The 25,698-nt window shown below is 61.2% G+C and carries 29 protein-coding genes, 2 pseudogenes and 1 riboswitch; of the genes and pseudogenes, 14 read left to right on the top strand and 17 right to left on the bottom strand.

Going from position 1 to position 25,698, the window contains the following annotated elements:
* Positions 1–114: 114 nt before the first annotated feature.
* Positions 115–297, bottom strand: a complete 183-nt coding sequence (locus tag Q0L30_RS08300; RefSeq protein WP_296653706.1) for a hypothetical protein — start codon at positions 295–297, stop codon at positions 115–117.
* Between the two features lie 189 nt (positions 298–486).
* Here Q0L30_RS08300 and Q0L30_RS08295 point away from each other — a divergent pair, with 189 nt between their 5' ends.
* Complete coding sequence (locus tag Q0L30_RS08295; RefSeq protein WP_296653703.1) at positions 487–936, top strand: hypothetical protein; 450 nt, start codon at positions 487–489, stop codon at positions 934–936.
* Positions 937–1,221: 285 nt separating this feature from the next.
* Positions 1,222–2,370: a porin gene (locus tag Q0L30_RS08290; RefSeq protein WP_296653700.1), complete on the top strand. Its 1,149-nt coding sequence runs from the start codon at positions 1,222–1,224 to the stop codon at positions 2,368–2,370.
* A 42-nt stretch (positions 2,371–2,412) separates the two neighbouring features.
* Here the strand turns inward: Q0L30_RS08290 and Q0L30_RS08285 are convergent, their stop codons facing one another.
* The 6 genes from Q0L30_RS08285 to Q0L30_RS08260 form a co-directional block, all read right to left on the bottom strand.
* Positions 2,413–3,891 (bottom strand): YncE family protein, encoded by a 1,479-nt coding sequence (locus Q0L30_RS08285; RefSeq protein ID WP_296653697.1) that lies wholly within the window; start codon positions 3,889–3,891, stop codon positions 2,413–2,415.
* Positions 3,891–4,355 (bottom strand): DUF305 domain-containing protein, encoded by a 465-nt coding sequence (locus tag Q0L30_RS08280; protein ID WP_296653693.1) that lies wholly within the window; start codon positions 4,353–4,355, stop codon positions 3,891–3,893. Before Q0L30_RS08280 ends, Q0L30_RS08285 begins: the two co-directional genes overlap by 1 nt.
* A gap of 170 nt (positions 4,356–4,525) precedes the next feature.
* Positions 4,526–4,741, bottom strand: coding sequence for a DUF3820 family protein (locus Q0L30_RS08275; protein ID WP_296653690.1), 216 nt, complete (start codon positions 4,739–4,741; stop codon positions 4,526–4,528).
* A 100-nt stretch (positions 4,742–4,841) separates the two neighbouring features.
* A complete protein-coding gene (locus Q0L30_RS08270; RefSeq protein ID WP_296653688.1) occupies positions 4,842–5,333 on the bottom strand; it encodes a lytic transglycosylase domain-containing protein in 492 nt (163 codons plus the stop codon).
* Positions 5,334–5,356: 23 nt separating this feature from the next.
* A complete protein-coding gene (locus tag Q0L30_RS08265; RefSeq protein WP_296653684.1) occupies positions 5,357–5,686 on the bottom strand; it encodes a hypothetical protein in 330 nt (109 codons plus the stop codon).
* A gap of 4 nt (positions 5,687–5,690) precedes the next feature.
* A complete protein-coding gene (locus Q0L30_RS08260; RefSeq protein WP_296653681.1) occupies positions 5,691–6,065 on the bottom strand; it encodes a hypothetical protein in 375 nt (124 codons plus the stop codon).
* A gap of 416 nt (positions 6,066–6,481) precedes the next feature.
* Between Q0L30_RS08260 and Q0L30_RS08255 the strand changes: the two genes are divergently transcribed.
* The 3 genes and pseudogenes from Q0L30_RS08255 to Q0L30_RS08245 all read left to right on the top strand — a co-directional run bounded on the left by Q0L30_RS08255 (position 6,482) and on the right by Q0L30_RS08245 (position 8,013).
* A complete protein-coding gene (locus Q0L30_RS08255) occupies positions 6,482–6,772 on the top strand; it encodes a cupin domain-containing protein (protein ID WP_296653678.1) in 291 nt (96 codons plus the stop codon).
* Positions 6,773–7,052: 280 nt separating this feature from the next.
* Positions 7,053–7,365: pseudogene (locus Q0L30_RS08250) on the top strand (alpha/beta fold hydrolase); the annotation flags it as partial.
* 60 nt (positions 7,366–7,425) lie between these two features.
* A complete protein-coding gene (locus Q0L30_RS08245; protein ID WP_367277791.1) occupies positions 7,426–8,013 on the top strand; it encodes a cupin domain-containing protein in 588 nt (195 codons plus the stop codon).
* 83 nt (positions 8,014–8,096) lie between these two features.
* Here the strand turns inward: Q0L30_RS08245 and Q0L30_RS08240 are convergent.
* The 3 genes and pseudogenes from Q0L30_RS08240 to Q0L30_RS08230 form a co-directional block, all read right to left on the bottom strand.
* Positions 8,097–8,240 (bottom strand): annotated as a pseudogene (locus tag Q0L30_RS08240) (SDR family oxidoreductase); the annotation flags it as partial.
* A 62-nt stretch (positions 8,241–8,302) separates the two neighbouring features.
* Positions 8,303–9,088 carry a hypothetical protein gene (locus Q0L30_RS08235; RefSeq protein WP_296653674.1) on the bottom strand — a complete coding sequence of 262 codons (786 nt, stop codon included), beginning with the start codon at positions 9,086–9,088 and terminating at the stop codon, positions 8,303–8,305.
* 440 nt (positions 9,089–9,528) lie between these two features.
* The gene (locus tag Q0L30_RS08230) at positions 9,529–11,469 is read right to left on the bottom strand and encodes a TonB-dependent receptor (protein ID WP_296653671.1); all 1,941 of its coding nucleotides are present in this window, start codon (positions 11,467–11,469) and stop codon (positions 9,529–9,531) included.
* 378 nt (positions 11,470–11,847) lie between these two features.
* Positions 11,848–12,046: riboswitch (cobalamin riboswitch) on the bottom strand.
* A gap of 487 nt (positions 12,047–12,533) precedes the next feature.
* Between Q0L30_RS08230 and Q0L30_RS08225 the strand changes: the two genes are divergently transcribed.
* On the top strand, positions 12,534–13,334 hold the full coding sequence (locus Q0L30_RS08225) for a hypothetical protein (protein ID WP_296653668.1): 801 nt from the start codon (positions 12,534–12,536) through the stop codon (positions 13,332–13,334).
* Between the two features lie 90 nt (positions 13,335–13,424).
* On the opposite strand, the gene Q0L30_RS08220 is transcribed toward Q0L30_RS08225, so the two are convergent.
* Positions 13,425–14,582, bottom strand: a complete 1,158-nt coding sequence (locus tag Q0L30_RS08220; RefSeq protein WP_296653665.1) for a DUF2827 domain-containing protein — start codon at positions 14,580–14,582, stop codon at positions 13,425–13,427.
* 390 nt (positions 14,583–14,972) lie between these two features.
* On the opposite strand from Q0L30_RS08220, the gene Q0L30_RS08215 reads away from it, so the two are divergent.
* Positions 14,973–15,170 (top strand): hypothetical protein, encoded by a 198-nt coding sequence (locus Q0L30_RS08215; RefSeq protein ID WP_296653663.1) that lies wholly within the window; start codon positions 14,973–14,975, stop codon positions 15,168–15,170.
* A gap of 65 nt (positions 15,171–15,235) precedes the next feature.
* Here the strand turns inward: Q0L30_RS08215 and Q0L30_RS08210 are convergent, their stop codons facing one another.
* Positions 15,236–16,285 (bottom strand): NAD(P)/FAD-dependent oxidoreductase, encoded by a 1,050-nt coding sequence (locus tag Q0L30_RS08210; RefSeq protein ID WP_296653659.1) that lies wholly within the window; start codon positions 16,283–16,285, stop codon positions 15,236–15,238.
* 306 nt (positions 16,286–16,591) lie between these two features.
* Entirely contained in the window at positions 16,592–17,509 is a 918-nt protein-coding gene (locus Q0L30_RS08205; RefSeq protein ID WP_296653656.1) for a DUF72 domain-containing protein, read from the bottom strand.
* A gap of 261 nt (positions 17,510–17,770) precedes the next feature.
* Between Q0L30_RS08205 and Q0L30_RS08200 the strand changes: the two genes are divergently transcribed.
* Entirely contained in the window at positions 17,771–18,622 is an 852-nt protein-coding gene (locus Q0L30_RS08200) for an alpha/beta hydrolase family protein (RefSeq protein WP_296653653.1), read from the top strand.
* A gap of 77 nt (positions 18,623–18,699) precedes the next feature.
* Here Q0L30_RS08200 and Q0L30_RS08195 read toward each other — a convergent pair whose 3' ends face one another.
* The 4 genes from Q0L30_RS08195 to Q0L30_RS08180 all read right to left on the bottom strand — a co-directional run bounded on the left by Q0L30_RS08195 (position 18,700) and on the right by Q0L30_RS08180 (position 20,873).
* On the bottom strand, positions 18,700–19,050 hold the full coding sequence (locus tag Q0L30_RS08195; RefSeq protein ID WP_296653650.1) for a response regulator: 351 nt from the start codon (positions 19,048–19,050) through the stop codon (positions 18,700–18,702).
* A 247-nt stretch (positions 19,051–19,297) separates the two neighbouring features.
* Positions 19,298–19,939 carry a DUF1109 domain-containing protein gene (locus Q0L30_RS08190; RefSeq protein ID WP_296653648.1) on the bottom strand — a complete coding sequence of 214 codons (642 nt, stop codon included), beginning with the start codon at positions 19,937–19,939 and terminating at the stop codon, positions 19,298–19,300.
* Complete coding sequence (locus tag Q0L30_RS08185; protein ID WP_296653644.1) at positions 19,936–20,508, bottom strand: sigma-70 family RNA polymerase sigma factor; 573 nt, start codon at positions 20,506–20,508, stop codon at positions 19,936–19,938. The genes Q0L30_RS08190 and Q0L30_RS08185 overlap by 4 nt, the downstream gene beginning before the upstream one ends.
* Before the next feature lie 62 nt (positions 20,509–20,570).
* Positions 20,571–20,873, bottom strand: coding sequence for an antibiotic biosynthesis monooxygenase (locus Q0L30_RS08180; protein WP_296653642.1), 303 nt, complete (start codon positions 20,871–20,873; stop codon positions 20,571–20,573).
* Between the two features lie 49 nt (positions 20,874–20,922).
* On the opposite strand from Q0L30_RS08180, the gene Q0L30_RS08175 reads away from it, so the two are divergent.
* The 6 genes from Q0L30_RS08175 (at position 20,923) to cqsA (ending at position 25,680) form a co-directional block, all read left to right on the top strand.
* A complete protein-coding gene (locus Q0L30_RS08175; protein ID WP_296653639.1) occupies positions 20,923–21,201 on the top strand; it encodes a hypothetical protein in 279 nt (92 codons plus the stop codon).
* Entirely contained in the window at positions 21,198–21,470 is a 273-nt protein-coding gene (locus tag Q0L30_RS08170; RefSeq protein ID WP_296653635.1) for a DUF2282 domain-containing protein, read from the top strand. Before Q0L30_RS08175 ends, Q0L30_RS08170 begins: the two co-directional genes overlap by 4 nt.
* A gap of 22 nt (positions 21,471–21,492) precedes the next feature.
* The gene (locus Q0L30_RS08165; RefSeq protein WP_296653633.1) at positions 21,493–22,335 is read left to right on the top strand and encodes a DUF692 domain-containing protein; all 843 of its coding nucleotides are present in this window, start codon (positions 21,493–21,495) and stop codon (positions 22,333–22,335) included.
* Positions 22,332–23,150: a DNA-binding domain-containing protein gene (locus Q0L30_RS08160; RefSeq protein WP_296653630.1), complete on the top strand. Its 819-nt coding sequence runs from the start codon at positions 22,332–22,334 to the stop codon at positions 23,148–23,150. The genes Q0L30_RS08165 and Q0L30_RS08160 overlap by 4 nt, the downstream gene beginning before the upstream one ends.
* 1 nt (position 23,151) lies before the next feature.
* Positions 23,152–23,625, top strand: coding sequence for a DoxX family protein (locus Q0L30_RS08155; RefSeq protein ID WP_296653628.1), 474 nt, complete (start codon positions 23,152–23,154; stop codon positions 23,623–23,625).
* Positions 23,626–24,387: 762 nt separating this feature from the next.
* Positions 24,388–25,680 (top strand): alpha-hydroxyketone-type quorum-sensing autoinducer synthase, encoded by a 1,293-nt coding sequence (gene cqsA / locus Q0L30_RS08150; RefSeq protein ID WP_296653625.1) that lies wholly within the window; start codon positions 24,388–24,390, stop codon positions 25,678–25,680.
* The last annotated feature ends 18 nt before the right edge of the window (positions 25,681–25,698 follow it).

The following is a 25,698-nucleotide window of genomic DNA, read 5'->3' as shown; positions in this document are numbered from 1 at the left end:
AAGCGTAATTTCTTCGGAAGCGCCGCAAAGCGCAATCTGATTCGGAATGCCTCGTTACCGGCCACGGCGAAGACCTGTGAAATGTCCGCGGACCGCGACCACGACGCGCCGAGATCACCTGTTCAGGTTATGTTCGGGCGCCAGCGAACCATCTACGATCCCGTAGAAGAGCCATGCCGCGTTGTATTGCAGGGTGACCCTGACAACCATAAATCCACGAAGCGGATCTTTTCGTCGAAAGAAGGGGATCACATCATGATTTCTGTGCTGGGCTGTCTGCGCGACTTCCTTCGCCATGGGTCGGTTTGTCCGCAACCAAGGGTGCATTGAGGTTATCAAACGCCGTCGCCGCAGAATGGGGTGAGGCTCTGGATGAGCACTTACGAATCTCAAGCGAGCGAGCAAAGAGCGCGGGCGCACTCTCGGTAACTGCTCGCAACATGCCTCAACATCGAACCCTCCCGTTGGGGGGTAACTGGACTCGTCATGCTTCATGAAGTCTACGTACGGCTGTTGACGGGAATGTTCCTGTTCTGGAATTCGGCGCGCCTGCTGACCTACGTGCCGGCCATCGCCATGCTCCTGAAAAAGGATGCTGACGTACGCAGTCACAGCTTGCTGACGTGGGGATGCTGGACTCTGAGCAACGCCACGTTTGCCCTGATGTTGCTTGAACAGAATCATGGCATTCCGGACAGGATGTTCTGGATGAACGGTAGCAACACGTTGATGTGTTTGCTCACGTTTTCCGTGATACTCGCCCGGCGTCGACAAATGCGTGCCGCGTGGAGTGCTGAGGCGCAAACGAGCTGCGGCCCCCCCGATTTCGCCGCAGTCGCACACGGGCAAACGACCGGCCACGCGCCGGCCGGCCCGCCCCATTCCTGGACCGGGCTGGCTGCAGTTGAAGAAGTTGACGGCGAAGGCCGCGTGTAAGCTTCCCGGTTGTGTGCTCAAACAATTCGCGCGTAACTTCGCGGTGCTCGACCACTGAAAGGTCTGGATCCGAAAACCTGAAGGCGTTTCTGCCGGCATTGGCGGTTCCCAAAGCTGCCGGTCGCGGCGTGTCAATCGTGCATTCTTCCGATTTCTGGAATTGACCAATCCAGATTCTGCAATTTTTCAAAAGATCGCAACGAACTATGCTCCGCAGGTTCGTCTGGAGGGCAACTCGATACCGCTATCGGGATATCGCCCCCAGACTTCCCACGGTACATATAAATGAAAAAAATCATTATTTCGGGGGCACTTGGCGCACTTACCGCGGTCGCCACTACTTCTGCCCATGCCCAGAGTTCTGTGACGTTGTACGGTATCGTGGATACCGCGTTGCGCTATCAGACGAATGCCGCTGCCGATGGCAAGGACTCGATCAGCATGGTCGTCGGTCCGGAGACAAACAGCCGCTGGGGCTTGCGCGGAACCGAAGATCTCGGCGGCGGGATATCCGCGATCTTTCGACTGGAAAATGGCTTTCAAGCGAATAGTGGAGCGCTTCACCAACGTGACACGCTGTTCAGCCGTCAAGCCTACGTTGGCCTGTCGAGCGACCGTTACGGCGCGGTGACGCTGGGCAATCAATATGCCCCGCTCTACGACACCATGGGCGATATATTCGATCCGTTCACCGTGGGCAACTATTGGCAGGATAGTTGGATGTGGAATGGCATCGGCCCCTATCTCACGATCAACAACAGTATCAAATACAAGTTGAGCACCAATGGATTTAGCATTGATGCAATCTATGGATTCGGAAATCAAGCGGGCGCGGTAGGCCTTGGCAGCACCTATGCCGTCGAATTGAGCTATGAGCGTGGACCGGCGTTACTGGGCGCTGGCTTTCAACAGACTTCGGTTACCCAGGCTCAGGGTAGCGCGATCAACGGCGCAAAGATCAATCTGCTTCATGTCAGCGGTGCCTACCAGATCACGCCCGCCATTCGCCTTTTGGCCGGGTGGCTTCATGCGCAAGATCGTACCGGCACGACCGACGGCAACATGCAACAGTCCGGCGCGCCGAAACTGGCTGGCACCAGCCCGAATCGAATCGATGACACGCTCTACATCGGCGCGAACTGGCAGGCGACCCGCCCGCTGCTGATTACCGTGGCCGGCTATTACGGACACACGCGTAACGCCGAACTGATCGACGGCACGCTGGGTTCGGGCATTAACTATTCCGCTACTGTGCTCGCCGAATATTCCCTGTCGAAACACACGGAAATTTATGGCACCGTGGATTTTTCGCGTGGCAATGGCGCGTTTGCTGCCGATTATCCCGGTACGACCGACAAAATCACGGGCGCGGTTGATTCGCTCGGACGAAGCAATAATGTGGGCGCCGCGATTGGCTTGCGCAAGATGTTCTGAACTTCTGCCGCTGCAAACGACATCTCGCAGCGGCAGATCCAGTCACAGCGCCTGCACCTGCACAGGAGCCCCGGGCTTGCCCGCTATTTGAGGGGCGACTACGAGGTAGCGGCGCTTGTCCCCAGCGGTGCTCGCTCCCGTTGCGACCAGTTGGCGAATCTGGCCGAGGGTATTGACGACCGCCGAGCCCGCTGGATTAGACATGAAATTCGCAAGCACCTGCACTTCACCCGTGCCATCGGGGTTGTCGACAAGACCGAGTACATAGGGCTGCTTCGGCTGGAGGCCGGTGACAGCGGCCTGCAGAACCTGTACGAGCCCCTGGTCGAACAACGCGACGGTCGTCGGTGCATTTACGGCATCCGCGCGCTTGCCCGCCCCGACCGGCAGCAGTGCAAGATGAACGCTCTCGCCAGCCAGGCCGAGTGTCTGCAGGTTTTGCGCACCGTCACCTTCCGGTACTGCATTCGGCACATAGGTGACGGCCTGCGGCGCCTGACCAATGGGCACAGTTGCGATGACCGTGTTGGTCAGCGTGTCGATCGCGCCCATCGCATCGGCGTTTTCGAGGCCGACATAGATGCGGCTGCCGTCCCCCGAAGGCCACAGTCCATGCGGCAGGTTGCCGACGGGGATCGTCGCGACCTGTGAGAAGTCGTCGGTTCGAAACACCTTGACCACGTTCAGGCCGCCAACGGTGACGTACGCGAACGTGCCCCTTGGGTTATGCACGATATTCACGTGATTCGTGATCGGACCGGTGTCGAGTGTTTTGATGAGCGCAAACGGGGGCCTTGCGTCGAATACCTGGACCTTGCCGATGTCCTTGAGCGTGAACCAGACCTGCTTGCCGTCGGGCGTCGCCGCGAGGTCGGGACAGAAGGGGCTGGCCTGTTTGACGGTGCCGACGATCTTGTGGTCGGCCACGGACACTACCTCAGTCTCCGGATTGAAGGACGAACAGACATAACCGTACTTCCCGTCCGGCGAGAATATCTGCATGCCGGGACCAGCCGGGACAGTAATGCGCGTCTTCTCCTCATACGTCTTGCCGTCGAGTACCGCGACATAGTTTTCACCTCGCACGGTCACCCACACTTCTTTTCCATCGGGTGTGAAGAAAGCCTCATGAGGCGAGCGGCCGACGTAGGTGACATGCTTGACGGCGTTAGTCTGCGTGTCGATGAATGAAACTGCGTTCGATCCGATCGAGACGACCGCAATCGTGTGATGGTCCGGCGAGTAACCCATGCCGTGCACCAGCAATTGGCCCTTGTACAAAGGGCTGAAATTGCCCGGCGAGGGATCGCCGAGACGAATCAGGCCGACCAGCTTGTTGTCGGCCGGGTCGATCACGGACACCGTATTGGAAAACTGCTCGGCAGCGTAGACGCGATCGTGATGGCTTACCGGAATGTCCGGGTCGGACAGCGATCCCGGAGCCTGTCCTGCCCACGCGAACTGCGCCGCGGCTAGCGCGGTTGCCGACAGCATGATGGTAAAAATCGACTGGCGTTTCATCACTGGTCCTCGCGCATAGGGTTGAGCATGTTCATTTGCATGTTGTCGCCGGATCCGGGGTGGGCTGGGGCGGCAGGCTTAGGAGCGGGTTTTTGCTGGTCCGGAGCGGGGGCCGGCGGCGGCAATGCCTGCCCGAGTGCGACGCGCATGGCGACGATTTCCTGTTGCTGCTCGACGACGATTTCTTGGGCGATGCGGCGTAACTGTTCGTTGTGCCCGTAACGCAGTTCGGCCTGTGCCATGTCGATGGCGCCTTGATGGTGAGGCACCATCAAGGCGACGAAATCGCGATCGACGTCGCCCGTGGGCTTCACGGCCATGCCATCCATCATCGTCGTCATGGCGGTATTGTTCTCCGCCAGGAAGGGCGCTTCGTCGGAGGCCGTGGTTTGCAAACGCGCAGCAAAGGCAGGCGAGCCGCAAAGCGCCGAGATCGTCAGGACGATGACGACGCTCAGGAGCATCCGCTCCGTATGAGGATTGGGGGCGCGCACGTTGGTTCTCCCGTTGTGGAAACAGGTGTCTCACAGGAGTGAACCCATCGGATGCGGAGCTATTCCATCGCTCACGCAGATTTCGTGCAGATGCGGGTTCCAGGCGCGATGGGCTGCCGGGCTAGCGCCTGACTGGCGCGCTATCCTCGCTTGCGTAGCGGCTCAAGCAAGTCCCTCAGGCCGTTATGGTCCATCTCTTGCATCAGTGCGAGCAGCTGCCCGAGCTCGCCCCGCGGGAATCCTTCGCGGGCAAACCAATTAAGGTAATGCCCGGGCAGGTCGGCGATGAGCCGGCCTTTGTATTTGCCGAAGGGCATGGCGACGGTGACAAGGCGTTCAAGGTCTGGGGCTCGCATGGGCGGTATTGTGCACGGCTTTTCGTTTCCGCACGTCCGGCAACGGAGCTTCACTCGGCCGTTGCACTGGCAACGACATCGCGGGATCTGCGCCTGAACCTCACTGCTGCGGCCGCAACAGCCCCCAGTTCGCGAGAATCGCCTGGATGCTGCGTGCGTAGGCGTCGCGCTCGTGCGGCGATTCCGAGTGGTATGCGCCGATTGCGCGCCACGTGTTGCCGTATCGCACCATCTTCTGCTTGAGCAGCCAGGCGGCCACGAAGATATTCACGCACGGGTCCGTGAGCGCGCGGTGCGGAATGCCCCGACTCTCGAGTTCCGGAAAGTGGATCGAATTGATCTGCAATTGCCCCACGTCGATTGAACCGTTGGCGTTGCGGTTGATGGCGGTCGCGTCGCCTTTCGATTCACGCCACGCCACCGCGCGCAGCACGAGCGGATTGACGCCCTGGTAAGCGCCGGCCCTGTCGAAGCAATCGTCGGCGGGCGGGGCGGCATGTGCGGCCGAACTGCCGAGCGCCAGCAGCGCCGCCCAGGCGCATAGGGCCCCCACTCGCAAAGGGCGGAAGGTGTTGGTCTTGTGCGGGGCCACGGGTCGGTGCTCCAGGTTCTGCTTTACTGCGCCAGCGCGGAATCGAGCTTTTGCTCGATGTCATGGAGATAGGTGCGCGACGTATCGGAGACGACGAGTCGCGGCGTCGGCATCGCGCAGCGGCAATCGTGCTGGCGCATCTTCTTCTTGCCGTGCCATGTCGAGTGCGGCGCGGGAAGTTCGTCGTCGTCGCCGATGGAGGGCGGCAGCATGGCGAGCGAGGGCAGCGGCGGGTAGACCTTGTCCGCAGAGGCTGTGGCGGCAGCGGTTGCAGGCGTGCCGCCGGCGGGCTGGCCGGCCCACGCGGCTGAACACAAGCATAGCGATAGCGCGGCGAAAGCAATCAGGCGCATCGTGTCAGCTCCCCGCATGTTGCGGCTCGATCGAGACGCTGTACGCCTGGTTCGCGCCGGACGTAAGGTTTTCGAGCGTGGGTTTGAGCCCGTGCTGCGGCACTCCCCGCCAGATCGCCAGGTTGATGTACTTGAAGTCCTGGGCCAGCGCCGTCACGCGGATCACGGTGGGCTGCTTCTGCGAGGCGGCGAGCGCGCCCGCCTTGGCGAGCACCGCAGTCAGTTGCGGATCGCGTGCGCCAAGTGCATCGGCGGGAATGTCGAATTTCATGATCACGTTCGACACCACAGGTTTCCCGGCTTGAGCCGTGTTGGGCTGCTGCAGTTGTGCGCAACCTGTCACAAACATTACGGCTAGTAAAAGCACAACGCGCGTCACGTCGGGCCTCCAAAGTTTCGTGGCGATGTACGCGTTTTCGGCGTGGGAAGGTGAGACTTGATACCTTGACCGCAAACGTTTGCCAAAAAGAAGGAGTTCGCTCTTGCGGCGTCGCTTCCCGGAAAGTCGCTGCAGCGCACAGCTGCCTTCGAGAAAAGAACTTCTTGCCCGGCCCGGAAAAGCCACCGTTATACAGGTTCGTAAGACTGCGGGTGGCGAGCTTGACGGTCGTTTCGCTTCGTTTGCGCCGCCGATTCGTCCGATGAATTTTTAACTGCACTAAATAAGGAAGATGAGTGGAGTGGCTTGCGTTCGCTTACAGGCCGCGCGACCGTCCCTTTTGGGGTGTCAACTATCGGCACAACCCTTGTCGGCGCCGCTAAACTTGCGATGTTCCACTCTCGAGGAAGTCTTAAATGTCACATATCCCTGACGCTCTGCTTGCCCTTGGCAGAATCAAAGGCGAGCGCTGCGACGTCACCGTTGCTACCCGGAACAATCATGGCAGTCCGCTGCACACGCATCCCAGCACCAACTACGTGCTGGTCAGCGCTGGTACGCTCCACCTGACGCTGGACGGCACCGAACGGCCGGTGAGCAGCGGTGAATGGTGCATCATCCCGGCTGGCGCCGAGCATGCCGAGCGCTTCGAAGAAGAAACTTCAGTGCTGGTGTTCTGGGTGAAGGAACAAGCCGCGAACGCCTGAAGTACAATCGGCCGCCAGGGTCGTTGCTCATCAGATCGGCCGCACGGTTCTTCGAATCCAGCACACGGCGCGCAAGCCGCGCCGAAAGCTCTGAGCGCGGCATCATACGTAATATCAAAGCTGGATACGCCGGATCACCTTAAAGTCAATACCGGCCAATCAACGTATCCGCCGCTGCCGCCTTCGAGCAGCGGGCGGATCTGCCACAGCGTCGCAATGCCGATGCCCATGCCACAGGCCACAGCCTGGTTAACCCCATCGGCGTGGTTAGCTTCAATTCTGGTCTGATGAATTCGCGTTTCTGTCTCGCCCGGGGCAGGTCGTTATCCAGACTGAACTCTTCTACGACTATCGCAACAACGTAGCCGCCTATCCGCGCTGGCAAGCCTGGTTGCGTGAGCACCGACCGCCGCTGCTGGTGGTATGGGGCCGTCATAATCCGTCGTTTGCCGTACAGGGTGGCCACGCCTGGCAATGCGACGTGCCTGAGGCGGAAGTTCATCTGCTCGACGGCCGGTCATTTCGCGTTGGACGAGGCGACCGATGAGGTCGCACAGTTGACGCGCGAATTTTTCGCGCGCAGGGTGCGGTGATACGCGCGACCTGCGTGCGCTAGACCACATACAACGGCGCAAGCCTGTGCTTACGCTGTATTGGCCGGTGCGGCGCCAGTCATCGACGCAGGCCGAGGCGCTAAAACCGGGGCGGCCATCATTCCTCTCATCATTGCGCGCGTGGCGATTGGCGGTGAGTACGTCACACGCTCAACGGCCTGCACATCGAAGGAAACCATAGATATGAACCCGCAACCGTTTGTGGTGACGCCAGGCGAATACGCGCGCGCCCTCAATGTCGTCGGTGAAAAAATCACCGTATTGGCATCGCGCGAGGCGACGCATGGCTATGAAATCTTCCTTCAGGAAGGCCCGGAAGGGAGCGGCCCGCCTCCTCACAGCCACGACTGGGACGAGTCGTTTTACGTCATCAAGGGCAGCGTCGACATCAGTTGTAACGGCATGACCACCACCGCGATGCCGGGCACGCTCGTTCATGTGCCGGCCGGCGCCGTGCATAGTTTCACGATGGGTGTGGGCGGCTGCGAAATGCTTTCCGTGGCCGGGCACACCGGCGAGGCCTCGGCGCTGTTCACGATGATCGACGCGGAAGTGCCGCCTGGCCCGCCGGATGTTGCGAAGCTGCTGGAGATCGCCGCGAAATGCAACGTGCGTATCGGTGCATGACCTCACCGAGCGACCGCTGGGTGCCGTGGACATGCTTGCCACGCACGACTTATGGATGCCAGACAACGTTGCGCCCGCACACATCATGTGCGCGTAATCGACGCCCCGCCATCGACCAGTGAAGCCGTGCCCGTCACGAAGGACGAATCGTCGGATGCAAGATAGAGCGCCGCCCGCGCAAGCTCTTCCGGTTTTGCGACGCGCTTGAGCGCATGCAGTCCCGTCACGATGCGCGTCAATCTGATCGGCGCACCAGTTGGTGACATGCGCAGGCTACATGCTGCCGGAATCAGTGAAGCATCGATCCAAAATCTTTCGTTCGTGCCGTTGGCGATGGAATGCCGCGGCTCGCTTGCATGTCGGCATCGAACTCTGGAACGAAATTCATCATGGCCTCGTCTATCCCGTGGATGGCGTGGGGAAGATCCGAAGTCACGTCTGAAAAGCGTGAATAGTTGTATGCATTGTCGTGCATGGCGTAGTGGAGCAAGCGGTCCCGGAAAATCGGCTTGAGCGTGTCCGCCTTGAAAATCGCTATGTTCACGTTCACGTTCCTGACGTACGGCTCGAAAACGCCTGCGGAGTAGTATCCGGTTTTGACCGCCACGGCCATGATGGCATCTGCGCCGCGATAGGCCGCTCCCTCCAGCTTGGGAATCTGGCCACGCTGAAGAATAGTCTTCGGCATATCCGGGGCGCTCCCGTCAACTTCCCGAACCTCGTATCCTTGTTCACGCAACGCCGATTCGATCTGATCGAAGAATCTGCGGTTCAGATCGGACTCACCGATCTGTGCAGTGACCAGGTCGTTAAACGTTGGATTGTCTCGGGGAGTCAACGCGCCGACAGTAGCGCTAATGGCTGCTGCGGCGGCGATACCGACTCCAGGCAGGACAATGATCGGCGAAGCGCCCACGCTTTCTGCGAAATATTGAGTCTTCGGCGGCGTTTCGACAATGATCGTTTTGATCGACTTCATCGCGTCACCGCTATATTGCGAACGAGGCAGCGCTCCGCAAGCACCAAGTAATACAGCCAGGCCGAGGATAGCGCCAGTTTTTAGCTTGTTGTTCATTCTTATGGGAATTCAGGTTGGGATGGCTCGTCGTAGCGTCCTGCGCCCTTGGGTGAATCCTGTACTTTCTGGACCGGCCGTCAAAACAGGTCGGGAATCGCAGTGTCTTTTTATCGACGCAAACGGGGCGAACTTTAGATTCCTTTGCAACAACAATGCTGTACGCAATCAGCTGGAGATGTGCTGTGGAGCTCGCAAACGTTTCACTTGAAAATCACGCGGCAATCGGCCAGATGTGATCACGCGTCCGCGGTCTTCGATGCACTTGCCGCGAACGCGAATGCCGGGGCGATGCGCGCCGATCGTGGATTCGCACGAGGCGGTGCTCAAGGAGCCGGGTGATGTGAACAACCCCCGGGGCAGCGGTTGAGCGCGCAACCGCCCGGGTTGCCGATACCGCGTTCGCTGCCCGCGAGAGCGGGCAGCGTTGAACCCTCACGTCAGAACGTATACGTGATCTTGCCGAACGCCGTGCGTCCCAGCGTGTTGTAACCGAAGGCGGTCACGTATTGCCGGTTGAACAGATTCGAAAGCGAGGCGGACAGCGCGAGATGCGGGTTGACCTGGTACGAGGCGCGCAGGTCGACGGTCGTATACGACGGCAGATAAATCGTGTTGGCCTGGTCGTCGAACGTCGATCCGCCATACAGCACCGAAACGCCCGTGCTGAGCGCGTGCAGGTGCAGTTCGTCCCACATGTGATCGATGCTCAGGCTGCCCGTCTGCCGCGGGCGACGGGGGAGCCAGCTCTGGCCCGTAACGTCCTGCGGATTCAGAATGCTGAAGGAGACACTCACAGGTGTCGACTTGCCGAGCGAGCCCTTGTACGAGAGGTCGATGCCCTGAATGCGCGCCTGCCCAATATTGATGGGCGTGTAATTCACGTAATCGGACGTGACGAGCGCGATGAGGTCGTGAACGCGGGTCTCGTAGACGGCCGCCGTGAAAGTGCCGAACGACGTCGTCGCATCGAGCGCCGCCTCGACTGAGTTGCTGCGCTCGGGCCTAAGGTTCGGATTCGAGTAGCCCGGGTAGTACAGATCGTTGAACGTGGGCAGACGGAAGGCGTTGCCGTAGGAGACGCGTGCGGTGTAGACCGGCGTGATCGCCCAGGAGAGCGCGACGTTGCCCGTGTTGACCGACTGACCCTGCACGATCTCGTGGCGGCCTGCGAGGAACAGCGTCCACGGGCCGAGCGTGGTCGACTGGTGAAGCGATACGGCCGAATCGTTGCGCGCGGGAAGACCGCTCGGGATATCGACCGGCAGGAATGCCTGTTCGCGCGTGAAGTCGTAGGCGAGCTTCGTTTCGCCGGTCAGCGGCTGGCCGAACAGCCTGTGGCCCGTCTCCTGATGGGTGATCGACGTCGATGTGGAGAATCGCGTCGAATCGATTTCGTCGTTCGGAATCGACGGGTTTCGCGCGTAGAGGAACTGGCGGTCGTTCGCGAAGCCGACTGACTGGTCGAACTGCGTGAATGGCGTGATGTCCAGATGGAACGCAGCGCCGGTCGTCAGTTGATTATCGCGTTGCTGGTCGTTTCCGCCCGCGTTGTCGATCGAAAGATCGGAGCGGTGATAGAGCGCGAAGGTCGAAATCGACCAGTTATCGCGTGCATATCCCAGGCGCGCGTCGATGTTTTGCGCGTGATACGGGTTGCGTCCGTCCTCGTGGCCGTACGCAAACGGCTGGGTCGCGTCGATGCCCGCCGTGTTGTAGTCGTGCAGCCCGAGCGAGTAGGTGAGCCCGCCAAGCGCGGACATCGGCCCCGTCGACGGGATCGTGCCCGAGGTGCGCAGCTGCGTGTCGAATGTCTTGTTCGAGCCGCCGCCGAACGATGCGGTCGTCTGATTCGGCTGGTTCGATGCGTGGCGCGTGAAGAGCTGCACGACGCCGCCGACCGCGTCCGCGCCGAACGAGGCCGCTGCCGGGCCGGAAATGACCTCGACGCGATCGAACGCGGAGGTCGGCAGATCCGCCCATTCGGCCACGCCGGTGGTCACGGAGCCGACGCGAACACCGTCGATGAATACGGCAACCTGATTGCCCGCCGAGCCGCGGATGCTGACCGCGGCGACCGAACCCGGCCCGCCGCTCTGCGAGACGGTGATGCCCGGCAGCGTGGCGAGCGCTTGTGCGATGCCCGGATCGGCGGGAGAAATACGATCGAGATCCGTACGCGTGAGGACCTGCGTGGTCGCGTAGCGCTGGTCGAACGATTGCGGCAAGTGCTGGGCATCGCCCACGACGAGAATATCCGGCACGGCGCTTTCCGCGCCCGGCTGCGCCTGTTGCGCAAGCGTTGCGTCGTCCGCGGCCTGGGCGCTTTGCAAGGCGCAGGCAGTGATGGCGGACGTGACGATGAGATGACGAAACTTCATGAGTGACTCTTCAAATACGTTTTGGGTCTGAATCGGATGCAGCGGATGGCGCGGGCCTTGCAGCGCGCGCTTAGGCACGTTCGCTCCAATCGACGACCGGAATGGCGCGGCAGTGCGCAATGCGACTAAAAGCGGGGCGAAAAGCGGAGCTAATACGCCCGATCAGAGGCGCAAGCGGACGAGACAGACGGAACGGATGAGCGAGCGGCTCGCGTGTTTCGAGGGCGCCGGCTGGCGGCGCGGCAATGCGGCATATCCCGCAAGGAGGCGGGTCGAGAATTAACGGACATGTGACAGTTCCTGAGGCCGGGCTGTCCTAGCAACGAGCGACCGCACAGGGCGGTGCTGGCGCATCGGGACACCCCGCCCGGTGCGGCTGCTTGGACCTCGGTTGATGGCAGGTCTCCTGGCTTGCGGGTCGTTGTCCGGTGCCGACCTTCCCGGGTATCCCAGTGGTCGCGCCTGGCACGGACTCGCCGCTTACAGTTGCGGGGGCAGCCGCAGATTCGAAGCGTGGGTGCTTCTACTGCGTTCCCATTTGATCCCTATGGCGGGAACCATCGACGCGAGAGGGTACAGATTCCCGCTCGCCGCCGTCAAGTTTTTGGCTGACAGCTGTTGTAAGTTTGCCCGCGACACTTTGGCCGCACTGCTTCAGGGTCGTCGGGCAGGAAGCGGCGCGCGGGTCATGCAATCCGCGTGGCCCCGTGTACTTGCCCCGACTTAAAAGTAATCGCCGCGCTTAATGACCTGCGTGATTTATCTGGACCGTTTCAATCCGCTAGAACGGCCTGGAAGAACAGCCTGGATTATTTCCGTTAAATAATATTTCGGCGTGAACGCACCGGGCGTCAGGCAATCGGCGGACTCGCTGGCGATCCCGTCGTTAATATGCTGCAATTCGATTTCGAACTGCGCCACAAATCCGGTGCGCCAGCCTGAAGCGTTCCGCCGGATCAGGCAGCGGAAAAGGGGGCCGGAGGTCGTTAAGCTGTTGTTAATTATGCGTGTCTATAATCACAGACTCTTTCGTTTCGTGTATGCGCGACACAAGGAGTCTTGCAATGCAAACCAGCACCCGAAGTCTGGTCGAACACGTCGTCAGTAAAGTGCCCGCGGTGACGCTCGGCTTCTGGATCATCAAGATCGCATGCACCACGCTCGGTGAAACCGGTGGCGATTGGGTGACGATGTCGCTTAATCTTGGCTATCTGATCGGCACGCTTATTTTCTTCGTCGCATTCGTCGTGCTGGTTTCAGCACAGATCCGTGCGCGCAAATTTTACCCGTTTCTCTACTGGGCAACCATCGTCGCCACGACGACACTCGGCACGACGCTGGCCGATTTCTGCGATCGCTCGCTTGGTTTGGGTTATCCCGGCGGCGTCTCGATCATCCTCGCATTGCTGGTCGCAAGCCTCGCGATCTGGTACCGCGTGGAGGGCACCGTTTCGGTTGAAAGTGTCGTGACTGCGCGCGTGGAGTGGTTTTACTGGGCCACGATTCTGTTTTCGCAGACGCTCGGCACCGCGCTCGGCGACTGGGTTGCCGGAGACGACCGCGGCGGCCTCGGTCTCGGCTACGAAGTCAGCGCGGTTATTTTCGGTGCCGGACTTGTCGTCGTCGGGCTGCTCTGGCTGTGGCCGCGCGTGTCGCGTACAGCGCTGTTCTGGGCGGCGTTCGTGCTTACGCGTCCGCTGGGCGCGACGCTCGGCGATCTGCTCGACAAGCCCCTCACGCAAGGCGGCATGCAGTTCAGCCGGTTCTATGCATCGGGTATCCTGCTTGCCGTCATCCTGGGTTGCATTCTGCTGATCCCGCAGCGCGCCGCGCGTCGTGTGCCGGTGGCCGTGCGAGAACGTTGAGCGGATGGTGCAAAGGATTGTTCGCGCCGGGCGTGAACTACACACCCGGCGCGGAACCTGGTAGGAGCTTTACCCGTAGTTAGCCTGTTTTTAACCCGCAGCGCCGATCAAGCGTGCGAGCAAGCTGTCGTACTCGGCCACGAGCGCGGGATTTTCGGGCGTATAACGCCGCAGGATGTCGCGCTGACGCTGCGTGTACCCCTGCCAGTCGGCGTCATGCTCGCGCAACGCGCGCAGCAGCAAATCCGCCCCTTGTTGCACGTCATTATCCGGGTAGTGGTAACCGAGATCCGGCGCCAGGCTCGCGTTATGGATGAGCGGGTAGCCCTGCCAGCACACTTCCAGATAAAAGTAGTTGAGCGGGTTTTCCCACTGATGCGAAACGACGACATCGGTCAGTTCGGCGAGGAAATCCGGTGTGTCGAAGCGCCCGACGAAGCTTGCCTTGCCCGCGCGCACGATCTCGAGATAGTTCATCAACATCACGAATTCCGGGCTTGATTTCGCCAGATGTTCGGCGTTGGTCGCATGCGCGAACGAGATGGCATCGGGCGCGCGACGGAAAACCTCGTCGATGATCAGCATCGGATAGACGCAAAACTTCACCACGTCGTGATTCGGCTCCATCACCGTCACACGCTTCGCGTGCGCGCCGCTCGGCCGATATTCGCCATGATGGTGCAAACGTCGCGCGCGTTCCGTGAGGAACATCGGATCCCAGACGAACGGCACGACGCGCCCCGGGCAGCGCCGCAGCGACTGCAGGTACGGCAGTGAAGACGTCGCGATCTGCGGAATGGCCCAGACTTCGTCGAAACCGTGATTGATGAAGAGCGCATTCCACAGGCGTCGGCCAAACAGCATGGATTCCATCACGTTGATGTATTCGACGCCGCAGCAATAGCTGACGAGCTTTGCGCCACGCGCCTTCAGGTAGGCGGTCTGTTCGGCGTTGATCTGTCCGCCGAGTTCGATGAGCACGTCGAGCGCATCTTTCACCTCGCCAAACGTACGGGTGTCGTACGCCGTGCGATCCCACGGCAACGCATCGGTCAGCGGGACATCGGTGGTGTTCACGAGCGTGATTTGATAGCCGCGCGGCGATGCCATCAGCAGCTTCGCGAGAAAGAGCGCGTTCTGCTTGATGCCGTTGATCCACAGGCTTTCGTCGGGCGCGCGCAGGCCGATTGTGATGCCGATTCGAAGGCCGTTAATCTGGGTAGGGCGGTTCATCGTGGGCAAGGGCATGGGCGTCAAATCAAGTATGTCGGGACGGGGCGCGATAGCGCGCGCAGATGGCGTCATATAGTTCGTCGTGCAGATAATGTTGCGCATTCTGCCACGTACGCGACCTGTCACATCTCCATATGCGGCCGTTACGGCGTGCGCGACATAGCGGCTCTCGAACATCGCGATGTCGTCTTCGGCAATGCCGCGACTTTGCGTGCTGGCTTGCAGTGCACAAAATCTGCCTGTGCGGAATAAGCGCCAGGCGTTTGGCAACGTGTGCTGGCGCCATTGAGCCGCCGATAAACTACGCGGCCTGAAGCGCCTTGCCAAAAACCCTATCGTGCACTAAAAAACAGCTACCCGGCTCGCATGCTTGCCGGCCGTGCTAGTTAAACTCAGGGAATACGCATGAATGAAGACAATCGCATCGCCTTTCTCGTGGCACGAGACGGCATGAGCGCTGCAACGGAATGGGTGCGGCGAACGATGATCATCTATCGCCAGGCGGTGCTGACAAAGGGCCACTACGCGAACGGACATCAATATCGCCGCGAGTTCATCCTGGCGTATTGCGCGTTCAAGAAGTGGCTTGGCCGATCGAGATGAGGATATCGGCGCCGCGCGTGCGAAAACGGCGCGGCGCTGTCATGCAGTGATGCAATCCCCGGTTTTCACGCTTCATGGCTGGCGACTACGCGCTCAGCCAGTTTCGCGTCGTAACTCGAATGGATGTGCACGCGTTTCTTGTCCGGGTAGGCGTAGTGGTACGCCTTGCGCAGGGCAAGCGATGCTTCGTGGAAACCGGAAAGAATCAGCTTCTGTTTGTTCGGATAGGTGGCAATATCGCCTGCCGCAAAGAGGCCGGGCACCGAGCTTTCATAGTTCGAAGTGTCGACCGCGATTCGCCCGCCCAGCATGTCGATTCCCCAGCCTGCGATCGGACCGAGATCGGAAACGAGGCCGTACAGCACGAGCAGTTGATCGGCGGCGAGATTCACCGAACCGTCGATCTGACGAATCTCGATCGATTCGAGCGCGCTGCCCTGCGCGTTCAGTCCCGCAATCATCCCCAGGACAAAATCCATTTCACGTGCCTCGATTGCGCGACGCACTTTTTCGACGCTCGAATCCGCTGCGCTAAAACCGTTTCGACGATGAACGAGCGTGACATGCTGCGCGACCGAGCGAAGTTCCAGTGCCCAGTCGAGTGCGGAGTCGCCTCCGCCCGCGACCACGACTTTCTTCCCGGCGAAATCGGCGAGCCTCGGGACGCTATAGTGCAGCGCGTGCCCTTCGAGCAGCGCGGCTTCCGGCAGTTGCAACCGCTGCGGGACAAACGAACCATTGCCTGCGGAGATCAGGATTGCCGCTGCTTCGAACGTGAGGCCTTTATCGGTGCGGGCACGCCATTTTCCGTCGTCGCGGCGCTCGACCGTTTCTATGCGATGGCCGAGATGCATGGGCGGAGAAAATGGTTTGCATTGCTCAACAAGGCGGTCGACGAGTTCGCGTGCGGTGCACATCGGAATCGCCGGAATATCGTAAATCGGTTTGTCGGGATAAAGCTCGATGCATTGGCCGCCCGCCCGCTCGATGCCATCCACGATTTGACACGAGAGGCCGATCACGCCCGCCTCGAATGCTGCGAACAGGCCGACAGGTCCAGCGCCGATGATCAGTACATCGGTGATGATCGGTGCGGTGTTTGTCGGATAGGTCATAGGTGCTCCTGGTGCAAGACAGAATGCATCGATTGGCGATGCACAGTTCTACGATACAGTTGCACATACGCGCTGGCAATGAATCCAATACTGGAGGTGGGGGCAAGAACGCGCGAATACAACGAGGAATACCAGGCTGCGAACATGGTTTCTCGATGGGGAAAGCGAATAAAGGCGATTGACGAAGTAACCACACGAGCCGCATGACTTCTCGCCAGAAACCGGGAACAACGCGGCTATCCTTGAAAGGAGAAGAGGGAAAACTCTAATCCATGCGAATGCAAGTTAATTGCGCGACGCGTTGCGCTATTCACCTCGCGCGACAAGCGGATTCCCCAACATTGCCATGAGTGTGCGCGCATTGCGCTGTCCCTGATCTTCGTAATTATTGTTGAAAAGCACATGCGTTTGCGCGACATAGGCGGCGATCTTGCGAATTTCTTCAGCGAGGTCGGCCAGCTCGTCATCGTTGTAGTCGTAATTGAAGCGTTCGCTCGATGCCGTCGCACCTTTGATATTCCATGTTGCCTGATTGCGCCCATGCAGGCGAACCAGCGCAAGCGTGTCGTTCGTGACCTCCCACACCAATGGAATCGTGTTCGCAGGCCCCTGTGGTTCGTCGGCCACGACATGAACGAGCGCGCGCTCGCGCTCGAACGCGAGCGTCGAAGCGGCGTGCGCGTCGTCGAACCACGAACGGTTTCGAAATTCGACAGCCATGCGATAGCCGGGCGGTATCTGCTCCGCGCAATGCGCGACGTGTGCGAGGCCGTCCGGTCCCGACGTGACCCACGGTGCAAACTGGAAATGCACCGCACCCAGTTTGCCCGCGTCGTTCAAAGGCGCGATGGCTTCGCGAAAGCGTCGCCACAGCTCGTCGCGAATCGCGTCGGGCATGTCCTTGTAGTAGAGATTCGCTTTGCCGTTCTGTGGCAACGCGGCCTGGATGTCGCCCGGGAATTTGTCGCGCGGTGTCTGATGGCCGGTGAAAAGGCGGAATGCCTTGATGTTGAAGACGAAGTGCGGCGGTGTGCGCTCGACCCAGAGCGCGGCGTTCGAGCCGCTCGGCATCGCGTAGTAACTCGAATCCGCCTCGACGATCGGAAACTGGCTCGCGTAGAAGCGCAAGCGCGCCTCCGCGCTGGTGCAGCCGGACGGGTAAAACCGCTTGCTCTTGATGAGCGTGGGATCGGTCCAGGATGCGGTGCCTACCAGAATGGACATGACGCGTCTCCTGGCGAACGGGGCGGCATGGCGGCGCGCAGTGTTCGCCGTCGCGGGATTCGTCGCGGGAATCGTTATTGTGCACGCGATTCTGTGTGACAGCGGCGAGCCGGGCCTCGCGATTCCTGCCTTCCTGACAAACCGTAGGCTTGCCTGAAATTTGGCTGAAAGTACCCGTTGTTAGAGTCCTCCAAGGCGTATGGCCGCCCGGCGCTCGAATGCGCTCGGGTGCAGAGGCGGATAAGACAAGAGCGAACACTCATGAATCAGGCCCGCGCATTCTGGCTCCTTTTGACGCTGTTCTTTACCACGCCCGTCTGGGCATTCCAGACCGGTGTCGTGTCCATCCCGAGCGTCGCCATGCGGCGTGCGTTCGACGCGACGATCGTGTTGCCCGACGACTACGCGCGCGGCGACCACACGCAACGTTATCCGGTGATCTACGTATTGCACGGCTCGGGCGGCGACTATACCGACTGGACTTCGAACGCGCCGATTGGCCGGCTCGCGGACCGGTATCACGTGATTCTCGTGATGCCCGACGGCGGCCATGAAAGCTGGTATATCGACAGTCCGTTCGACCCGCGCAGCCAGTACGAAACTTACGTCGGCACCGAAGTGGTGAACTGGATCGACGCACGCTTTCGCACCATCGCCGCCAGACAGGGCCGCGCGATCACGGGCCTGAGCATGGGCGGCTTCGGTGCGCTGCGTATCGCGCTCGACCGGCCGGGGACATTCGGTGCGGCAGGCAGCATTAGCGGCGCGGTCGATCCGCGCAAGTGCGAAGACGAACCCGGCATCGACCGCGTATTCGGCAATCCCGCACGGCACGCCGAGTTCTGGAACAGCAATGCGATCGTTGCGAGCGCGCGCGAGTTCGAGCGCGACCATATCGACCTGACCATCGATTGCGGCGTGAGCGACGGCTTCGTCACATCGAATCGCGCGCTGCACCAGCGGCTCGTCGAACTGGGCGTTCCGCACGACTACGCCGAGCGTCCTGGCGGACACACGTGGTCCTACTGGTCCAATGCCATTCGCTATCAGGTGATGTTCTTCGCCACCTCGTTCCGGCACAACGGCTGGCATCGGCAGTCCGCGCAGGCTTGACGGTTGCGCGTTGCGTGCACCCGCAACATCGCGCATTAACTGCTATTGCGAATTAAATCGCAAATCCCTTTGAACGCTTACGGCAACTGCACGCGACGCAGCATGTCGATCAATTGCGAACCGGCAAACGGTTTGCGCAGGAAGCCGACCACATCGGCGCCCGGAGGCGGCGTGACCACCGCCGACATCAGCACGAGCGGCACATTGGCCAATTCGCGGTTGCGGCGCAATTCGCGCATCAGGGTCAGGCCGTCCATATCGGGCATCATGCAGTCCGATATCACGATGTCGGGCGGCTCGGCGAGCGCGCTGCGCAGTGCGTGCGTGCCGTCCGCGGCCGTCATGACCCTGTAGCCTTCCTGACCGATCAATTCCTTTAGCGCATCGAGCGCGTTGACGTCGTCATCGACGAGCAATACGGTAGCCATAGTCCTTTACCCGAGTGACGCGGACCAGACAGCGTCCTTGTTTTCGCATCTCTGCTGCCGGTGCTTGCTCGCGTTAATGCGGGCGGGACCCGGCGTTCATCAGAACATTCGCAAGTGCCGTTCCCGGTCCGGGTCGGCCCGGGTCGGCCCGGGTCGGAATGCGATGCGCTCGGGGTTCGATCGAAGATACGGCGCGGATGCCGTTGTGCGCGGGCTAGAGCGGATAACAGTGCGGTTACCAGCGCGGTTACCAGCGCAGCAGCTTCGGGCCGAGCCACGCGCCGAGCGCCGCTGGAATTGCCATCCCAAGCAGGTACCAGACAGCCCAGAATGGCGCACTCATTTCGGGGCAATGCAGGCAGTAAGCGAGCGTCGCCGTGGCGCTCGCAAGCAGCCCGCCCGCGAAACCGGCGGTGCGCAGGCGCGTGGGGGCGAGGCCGCGCAGCGCCCAGAAAACGGCGATGAAAGAGGGGACCGAAAGCAGCGTGATATTGAGCGGACACGCGCGCCACGTCTGTCCCATGACGAGCGGCAGGCGCGCGTCCGGTGCGGCGAACCAGAGGAGCGCACCCGCGCCGATCCACACCGCGACCACGGGCCACGCCACGGCAGCCCAGGCAATGCCAGGCGCGCCGGCGGGCCGCGCCAGCCGCGTGGTGGCGAAAAGTGCGCCGAGCGCGATGAAGAACGGCAGCGCGAGCTTGAACCAGAACACGGGTGTGGCGGCCACTGTCGCAAGATCGGGGCGCACGCCAAAGACAAGCGACAGCAGCAGCGTCGAGCCGGCGCCGCCCGCGAGCAGCGCCCGGCAGAAGCGGCGGGCGACCACGTGGCGGTCGACCGGCGCAGCACCCGTGGCGAGTAACGAAATGAGATCCTCTGTTTTCATGACGCGTTTTGAAACATCATCGCGAGCGCTTTGAGGCCGCGGTGTACGCCTACTTTCACGGCCGACTCGGAAAGACCGGTCAATTTCGCCGTTTCCGTCACCGAAAGCCCCTGAAGCTTCACGTGCAGGATCGGCAGACGCTGCCGGTCCGGTAATTGCTCGAGCAACTTGCTCAGATCGCGGCTGGCATCGGCGGCTTCGGTATCGGAAGTGGCGAAAATCTCCAGCTCCTCGTCGAGCGGTATTTGCAGCGCCTCACGCCGGGCGCGCGCGCGAAAAAAGTCGGTCAGCTTGTAGCGCGCAATGGCGTGCACCCACGCCGTAAGCGGCTGGTCGGGCCGATACGTGGCTCTTCCGTTGTGTACGGCCAGCAGGATTTCTTGCACCAGATCCTCCACATCGTCCTGCAGCGCGAAAAGACGCTTGCGCAGGAAGCCGCGCAGATGCGCGCTCAGCTCGGCGAGAAATGCCTGATAAGCGGCTGTATCGCCGTCGAGGCCGCGCACGAACAGCGCCCGCAGCCGTTCCTCTGTGCCGCGCGCAGGCTCGCTACCCGTAGTTCGATTCATCGCGAACTCCGGTTACAGCGCAGACGAAAGACTATGCGCGCGCGTGCGCAACGCTGCGCGCATCAGCCAGGCAGCTTGTCTGCGAGGACATCGGCGCGGCGGATCTGCGGCGCTTCGGCGAGCAGCTCTGCGGCGTGCGCCATCAGGGCGGCGGCGACCTTGCCGCTCAGATGGGCGTCGCGGCCGGATTCGTCGTCGAAGGCGTCGAAGATTGCGAACGTCTGGACGTCGAAGCGCGCGCCGAACCATGCGCGCGTGGCGGGTTCGGCATCGACCAGCGGCTTTGCGCCGGCGAGGAAGGCGGCCAGCGCGTCCTCTTTGCCGGGACGGGCTTTCAGCTCGACGTATAACGCGTAGCGGGTCATGACGATGCTCCGGTGGCTGGGAAAAGATCCCTGTTTATAGTCGCGGCCCTTGGCGTCGTTCGTCAAGCACGGGTTGCGCGGTTTTCTTTCCGATGGCTTTCGGCAATTGCGCGGTGTGCGGCGTGGTGCGCGTCCGTACGTCTATTCGTCCGGCAGGCGTTTTCGGTTACAGCCGACGGCAAAAAAATATTGCGTCGAAAAAGCGCATCGCGCTGTAACCGCTGGGTGGGCCGCCTCGTATTTACAGGCAGATCGCTCGCGCATCGTTAAAGAAGGCGATAACGATCTGAATACTGTTCTTTTTAAATCAATCGAGGCTATATCATGAGTACTCTTAAATTGTCCGCCGCAGCAATAATTCTTGCCACGCTTGCAAGCGGCGCGAGCGCTGCTCAGGCTCAGGGAGGCAGCGTGGAAAAGTGTTACGGCGTTGCGATGGCCGGCCACAACGACTGCAAGGCGGGGGCGGGAACGACCTGCGCCGGCTCGCAAAAGATGGACTACGACGGCATTCACTGGAAGAACGTGCCGACGGGAACCTGCACGACGATCCAGACGCCGAAGGGCCACGGTTCGCTTACGCCGCTTCAATCCTGACGCGCACCGCCGCCCGACAATCATGAATACGCCAATCGAAAGCGGCGCCGGACTCGGCCTCAAGCCGCAGCACTACGACGATGCGCTCAACTGCGATGCGCGTGGCTTGTGGTTCGAGGTCCACCCGGAGAACTACATGGTTGCGGGCGGCCCCCGTCTTGCGTGGCTCGAGGCGGTGCGCGAGCGGCACCCGTTGTCGCTGCATAGCGTGTCGATGTCGCTTGCCGCCGACCGCGCGCCGGACGCGGCGAATCTGCATCGCTTGCGTGAGCTTGCGCGGCGTGTGCAGCCCGCGTGGGTGTCCGAGCATCTGGCGTGGTCGGCGTGGGGCGGCCACTACCATCCGGATCTGCTGCCGTTCCCGCGTAACGGTGCGGCGCTCTCGCGCATCGCCGCGAACATCGCGTGCGTGCAGGACACGCTGGGGCAGCGCATTGCCATTGAAAATCCGTCGCACTATCTGCGCGTCGAAGGTCATGAGTGGAGCGAGCAGGCCTTTTTCGCCGAACTGGTGCGGCGCACAGGCTGCGCGTTGCTGCTCGACGTGAACAACGTTTATGTGAGCGCGCGCAACATGGGTTTCGATGCGAAGGAATGGCTCGATGCATTCCCGGGCGAATCCGTCATCGAAATCCACCTTGCGGGACATAGCGTCGATACGCAGACACAGCCGCCACTCCTGATCGACTCGCATGACGCACCCGTCGATGACGCCGTATGGGCGCTCTACCGGCATGTGATTGCGCGTTTCGGTGCGCGGCCCACGCTGATCGAGCGCGACGATCATATCCCTGGATTCGTCGAACTGCTTGCCGAGCGCGCGTGCGCCCAGGCGATCCTGGATGATGCGGAGGTGACGGTATGAATACCTCGCTCGCTGCGTTCCAGGATCGTTTCATTCGCGCGCTGTACGACGCGGCGGAAAACGATCCGCGTGTGGCGGCGGTGGCCGCTCAACCGGGTTTTGCCGTGTATCGCAATACCGTGTTCAAGGGCTGCGTGGATGCCTTGCAGGCGAATTTTCCGTCCGTGCAGCGACTCGTCGGCGTGGACTGGTTTCGCGCAGCGGCGCTTGTCTATGCGCGTGCCACGCCGCCCGACGACGCGCGACTCTTGCTATACGGCGCGACCTTTCCGGCGTTTCTCGAAGCGTTCGAGCCCGCGAGAAAACTGACTTATCTGGCCGGCGTGGCGCGTCTCGACCGCCTGTGGATCGAGTCGCATGTCGCGCCCGATTTCGGGTCCGAAGTTGCGTCCGAAAACGCATCGCGGCGCGCCGCGGAAATCACGCGTCTTTCTCCTGACGAATTATTGCGGACCGTCCTGCCTCCAAACGCGAGTGCGCGCTGGGCATGGTTCGACGCGCAACCGGTCTACACGATCTGGCGCGCGACCCGGGAAGCAGCGGCTTTTCCCGATCCACTCGACTGGCGCGGCGAGGGTGCATTGCTGCTGCGCTCAGGCGGCCGCGTGACATGGCGCCAGGTGGGCAAGGGAGCCTGCGCGCTGCTCGATGCCTGCGCCGCTGGCGTCACGTTCGGCGATGCAATGGAACGCGCACTCGCAGCCGAGCCGGATCTCGATCTTGTCAGCTTCACAGCCACGTTGTTTGCCGACGGCGCGATAAGTGCAGCCGTTACCGGCCCGGACATCGGGTTTCACGAAATACACGGAGACTGAAATGGACACGACCCGCGTCGCTGCGGCTTCGCCGCTCTCGCATCTGCGTGCAGGCTGGAATGCTGCCGCCGATCTGGCCAGCCGCATCATCGGTCACTCGCTACTGGCGTTGATTTGCCGCTTTTCGATCGCAGCGATCTTTTTCATGTCGGGCCGCACGAAAGTGAGCGGCTTGCTGACGATCACGCAGGGCACCTACGAACTCTTTCGAAACGAATACAGGATTCCGCTCATCGCGCCGGAACTGGCCGCACATATGGCAGCGTACTCGGAGCACTTCTTTCCGCTGTTGCTCGTGCTCGGACTTTTTACACGCGGTGCGGCGCTAGCGTTGCTCGGCATGACCACCGTAATCGAAGTGTTCGTCTATCCGGATGCATGGCCAACGCATCTCTCGTGGGCCGGTTTGCTGCTCTATATGATCGCGCGCGGTGGTGGCAGGCTGTCGTTGGATCGGGTGCTCGGTATCAAATAGGGACGCGTTGAATTGCAGGGAGCCGTGGCTGGAACAAATATCGACATGCAATGCTAATTAATCTCCTGGAAAGCAAACATTAATTTTTGTCTGTTTCAGGAAGGACGCGTTTCGCGCACGTCGCTTCAAACCCGGTCGTTCGGCACTTCATATTATGCGCAGTGTATCGTTCGGTGCCCGAACTCATGGTGTGTGCGCCGCATCACGTTATTTCCAGATGCAGGAAGCATAGTTAACGCCGCCAGGCCCGTACTGGCGCGATTTTTTGCCCGATAATCATCCCACTTGCGTCTCGCGCGTCGGACAGCGTTCTACGCGGAACGTCTCACCTCGCGGATAACCGGCGCAGCCATTTCCGCGCGCCCGTCGTATCGACCGGGCGCCCTTTCCTTCATCAATACTGGCGATCACGCGAGGCGGAAGTCGTGCGGGTATCGGGGCGTCCATTGATGGTGGCCAACGGCCGCAAACCAGATCAGCGCCGTTTGCGCGTGGCCGGGAAGGCCTTATGAATCGGCTGTGCGGTCTTGCGCACACCTGCGCGTTGCTCCCGCACACATTGCCCCCGTCTGCTGTGCATTCTGATGACCGTGTTCGTCGGTCATCGCTTCATCCGTTTTTATCTGCCCGTGATCATGACGTCAGCATCATGCCGATCGCGCATGTCGCAGTCGCACGGGCATTTTTCCGGCCGGCCATTCCCAGGTATAGCTAACGGGGCGAATTACCCGGACGGCGGCCTTTAACCACGAGGAGCATCAAATGAAACTTCGCAACAACTGGCGCAGCGCCCAAAACAACGACGCGGCATTGCCGGCCATTCTCGCAGCGCGTGTCGACCGCTATTACCGGGAGCGGGTGCAGGCGCACTGGGCAGGCGGGCACATCATGATGGGGCGCGAGCCGGGAAACGATGCATTACATCTGTCGAGCAACGACTATCTTTCAATCGCGCGTCATCCCGAGATTCTCGACGCGGTATGCGCGAATATCCGCGCCGAGGGCAATGGTCTGCTGATGTCCGGCATTTTCCTGCACGGCGACGCGTGTCCGCAGCTTCAACTGGAAGACCGGTTCGCCGCTTATATGGGTGCGGAAGCGGGCGTGCTGTGCCAGTCGGGATTCGCGGCCAACACGGGGCTGATCCAGTCGATTGCCGACGCACAGACGCCGGTCTACGTCGACATGATGGCGCACATGTCGCTTTGGGAGGGAATTCGCAGTGCGGGTGCGCGCGCAATCAGTTTCCTGCATAACGACGTCGATCACCTCGAACAACGCATCGAGCGCAATGGCCCGGGCGTCGTGATTGTCGATTCGGTGTACAGCACGAATGGCAGCGTGGCGCCGCTCGCCGCCATTGCCGATGTTTGCGCGGAACACGATTGCGTGTTCGTGGTCGACGAATCGCATTCGCTCGGCACGCACGGACCGCACGGCGCCGGGCTCGTTGTCGAGCTGGGCCTCACCGATCGCGTCCATTTCCGTACAGCGAGCCTCGCGAAGGCGTTTGCAGGCCGCGCGGGTTTCATTAGTTGTTCGCGTCGCTTTCAGGAGTACTTCAAATTCGAAGCGTTGCCCGCGATTTTTAGCTCGACGCTGTTGCCGCACGAAGTGGCCGGGCTCGCGGCCACACTCGACGTGATCGAACGGGAAGACTGGCGCCGCATGCGGCTTGCCGCGAACGCACGCTACCTGCGCGTGCGGCTCACCGAACTCGGCTACAACCTCAACGGCAGCGAGGCGCAGATCATCGCGCTGGAAGCGGGCCCTGAGCAGCAGACCATCGTGCTGCGCGACGCGCTCGAAGCACGCGGCATCTTCGGCTCGGTGTTTTGCGCACCGGCGACGGCGCAGAACCGCTCGCTTGTGCGGATCTCGGTGAACGCGGCGCTGACCGATCAGGAACTGGAGCGCTTCGTCGATGCGTGCGACGAGATGCGCGATGAAGTGGACATGTGGAACTGGCCGTCCACGCGGCGCGCGGCTGGGCGCGGCGCGGCCCGCGCCCGGGTGCGTCAGGCGCAACCCGTGGCAGAGCGGGCGACGGCTTGATGAAGGCGCGGCGTGAGG

The sequence above is a fragment of the Paraburkholderia sp. genome (genome assembly GCF_024281035.1).
Classification (GTDB): domain Bacteria; phylum Pseudomonadota; class Gammaproteobacteria; order Burkholderiales; family Burkholderiaceae; genus Paraburkholderia.
Note: the sequence above shows the minus strand (reverse complement) of the source record. Positions and strands in the feature narration are given on the sequence as shown.

What these genes read in the sequence shown, in the direction of transcription:
- Q0L30_RS08200 (WP_296653653.1), top strand. Translation starts at nt 17,771, where the DNA reads ATGAATCAGGCCCGCGCATTCTGGCTCCTTTTGACGCTGTTCTTTACC.
- Q0L30_RS08235 (WP_296653674.1), bottom strand. Translation starts at nt 9,088, where the DNA reads ATGAACAACAAGCTAAAAACTGGCGCTATCCTCGGCCTGGCTGTATTA.
- Q0L30_RS08280 (WP_296653693.1), bottom strand. Translation starts at nt 4,355, where the DNA reads ATGCTCCTGAGCGTCGTCATCGTCCTGACGATCTCGGCGCTTTGCGGC.
- Q0L30_RS08300 (WP_296653706.1), bottom strand. Translation starts at nt 297, where the DNA reads ATGGCGAAGGAAGTCGCGCAGACAGCCCAGCACAGAAATCATGATGTG.
- Q0L30_RS08285 (WP_296653697.1), bottom strand. Translation starts at nt 3,891, where the DNA reads ATGAAACGCCAGTCGATTTTTACCATCATGCTGTCGGCAACCGCGCTA.
- Q0L30_RS08275 (WP_296653690.1), bottom strand. Translation starts at nt 4,741, where the DNA reads ATGCGAGCCCCAGACCTTGAACGCCTTGTCACCGTCGCCATGCCCTTC.
- Q0L30_RS08205 (WP_296653656.1), bottom strand. Translation starts at nt 17,509, where the DNA reads ATGTCCATTCTGGTAGGCACCGCATCCTGGACCGATCCCACGCTCATC.
- Q0L30_RS08230 (WP_296653671.1), bottom strand. Translation starts at nt 11,469, where the DNA reads ATGAAGTTTCGTCATCTCATCGTCACGTCCGCCATCACTGCCTGCGCC.
- Q0L30_RS08295 (WP_296653703.1), top strand. Translation starts at nt 487, where the DNA reads ATGCTTCATGAAGTCTACGTACGGCTGTTGACGGGAATGTTCCTGTTC.
- Q0L30_RS08160 (WP_296653630.1), top strand. Translation starts at nt 22,332, where the DNA reads ATGAATACCTCGCTCGCTGCGTTCCAGGATCGTTTCATTCGCGCGCTG.
- Q0L30_RS08215 (WP_296653663.1), top strand. Translation starts at nt 14,973, where the DNA reads ATGAATGAAGACAATCGCATCGCCTTTCTCGTGGCACGAGACGGCATG.
- Q0L30_RS08210 (WP_296653659.1), bottom strand. Translation starts at nt 16,285, where the DNA reads ATGACCTATCCGACAAACACCGCACCGATCATCACCGATGTACTGATC.
- Q0L30_RS08290 (WP_296653700.1), top strand. Translation starts at nt 1,222, where the DNA reads ATGAAAAAAATCATTATTTCGGGGGCACTTGGCGCACTTACCGCGGTC.
- Q0L30_RS08170 (WP_296653635.1), top strand. Translation starts at nt 21,198, where the DNA reads ATGAGTACTCTTAAATTGTCCGCCGCAGCAATAATTCTTGCCACGCTT.
- Q0L30_RS08185 (WP_296653644.1), bottom strand. Translation starts at nt 20,508, where the DNA reads ATGAATCGAACTACGGGTAGCGAGCCTGCGCGCGGCACAGAGGAACGG.
- Q0L30_RS08255 (WP_296653678.1), top strand. Translation starts at nt 6,482, where the DNA reads ATGTCACATATCCCTGACGCTCTGCTTGCCCTTGGCAGAATCAAAGGC.
- Q0L30_RS08265 (WP_296653684.1), bottom strand. Translation starts at nt 5,686, where the DNA reads ATGCGCCTGATTGCTTTCGCCGCGCTATCGCTATGCTTGTGTTCAGCC.
- cqsA (WP_296653625.1), top strand. Translation starts at nt 24,388, where the DNA reads ATGAAACTTCGCAACAACTGGCGCAGCGCCCAAAACAACGACGCGGCA.
- Q0L30_RS08195 (WP_296653650.1), bottom strand. Translation starts at nt 19,050, where the DNA reads ATGGCTACCGTATTGCTCGTCGATGACGACGTCAACGCGCTCGATGCG.
- Q0L30_RS08190 (WP_296653648.1), bottom strand. Translation starts at nt 19,939, where the DNA reads ATGAAAACAGAGGATCTCATTTCGTTACTCGCCACGGGTGCTGCGCCG.
- Q0L30_RS08165 (WP_296653633.1), top strand. Translation starts at nt 21,493, where the DNA reads ATGAATACGCCAATCGAAAGCGGCGCCGGACTCGGCCTCAAGCCGCAG.
- Q0L30_RS08180 (WP_296653642.1), bottom strand. Translation starts at nt 20,873, where the DNA reads ATGACCCGCTACGCGTTATACGTCGAGCTGAAAGCCCGTCCCGGCAAA.
- Q0L30_RS08155 (WP_296653628.1), top strand. Translation starts at nt 23,152, where the DNA reads ATGGACACGACCCGCGTCGCTGCGGCTTCGCCGCTCTCGCATCTGCGT.
- Q0L30_RS08220 (WP_296653665.1), bottom strand. Translation starts at nt 14,582, where the DNA reads ATGCCCTTGCCCACGATGAACCGCCCTACCCAGATTAACGGCCTTCGA.
- Q0L30_RS08225 (WP_296653668.1), top strand. Translation starts at nt 12,534, where the DNA reads ATGCAAACCAGCACCCGAAGTCTGGTCGAACACGTCGTCAGTAAAGTG.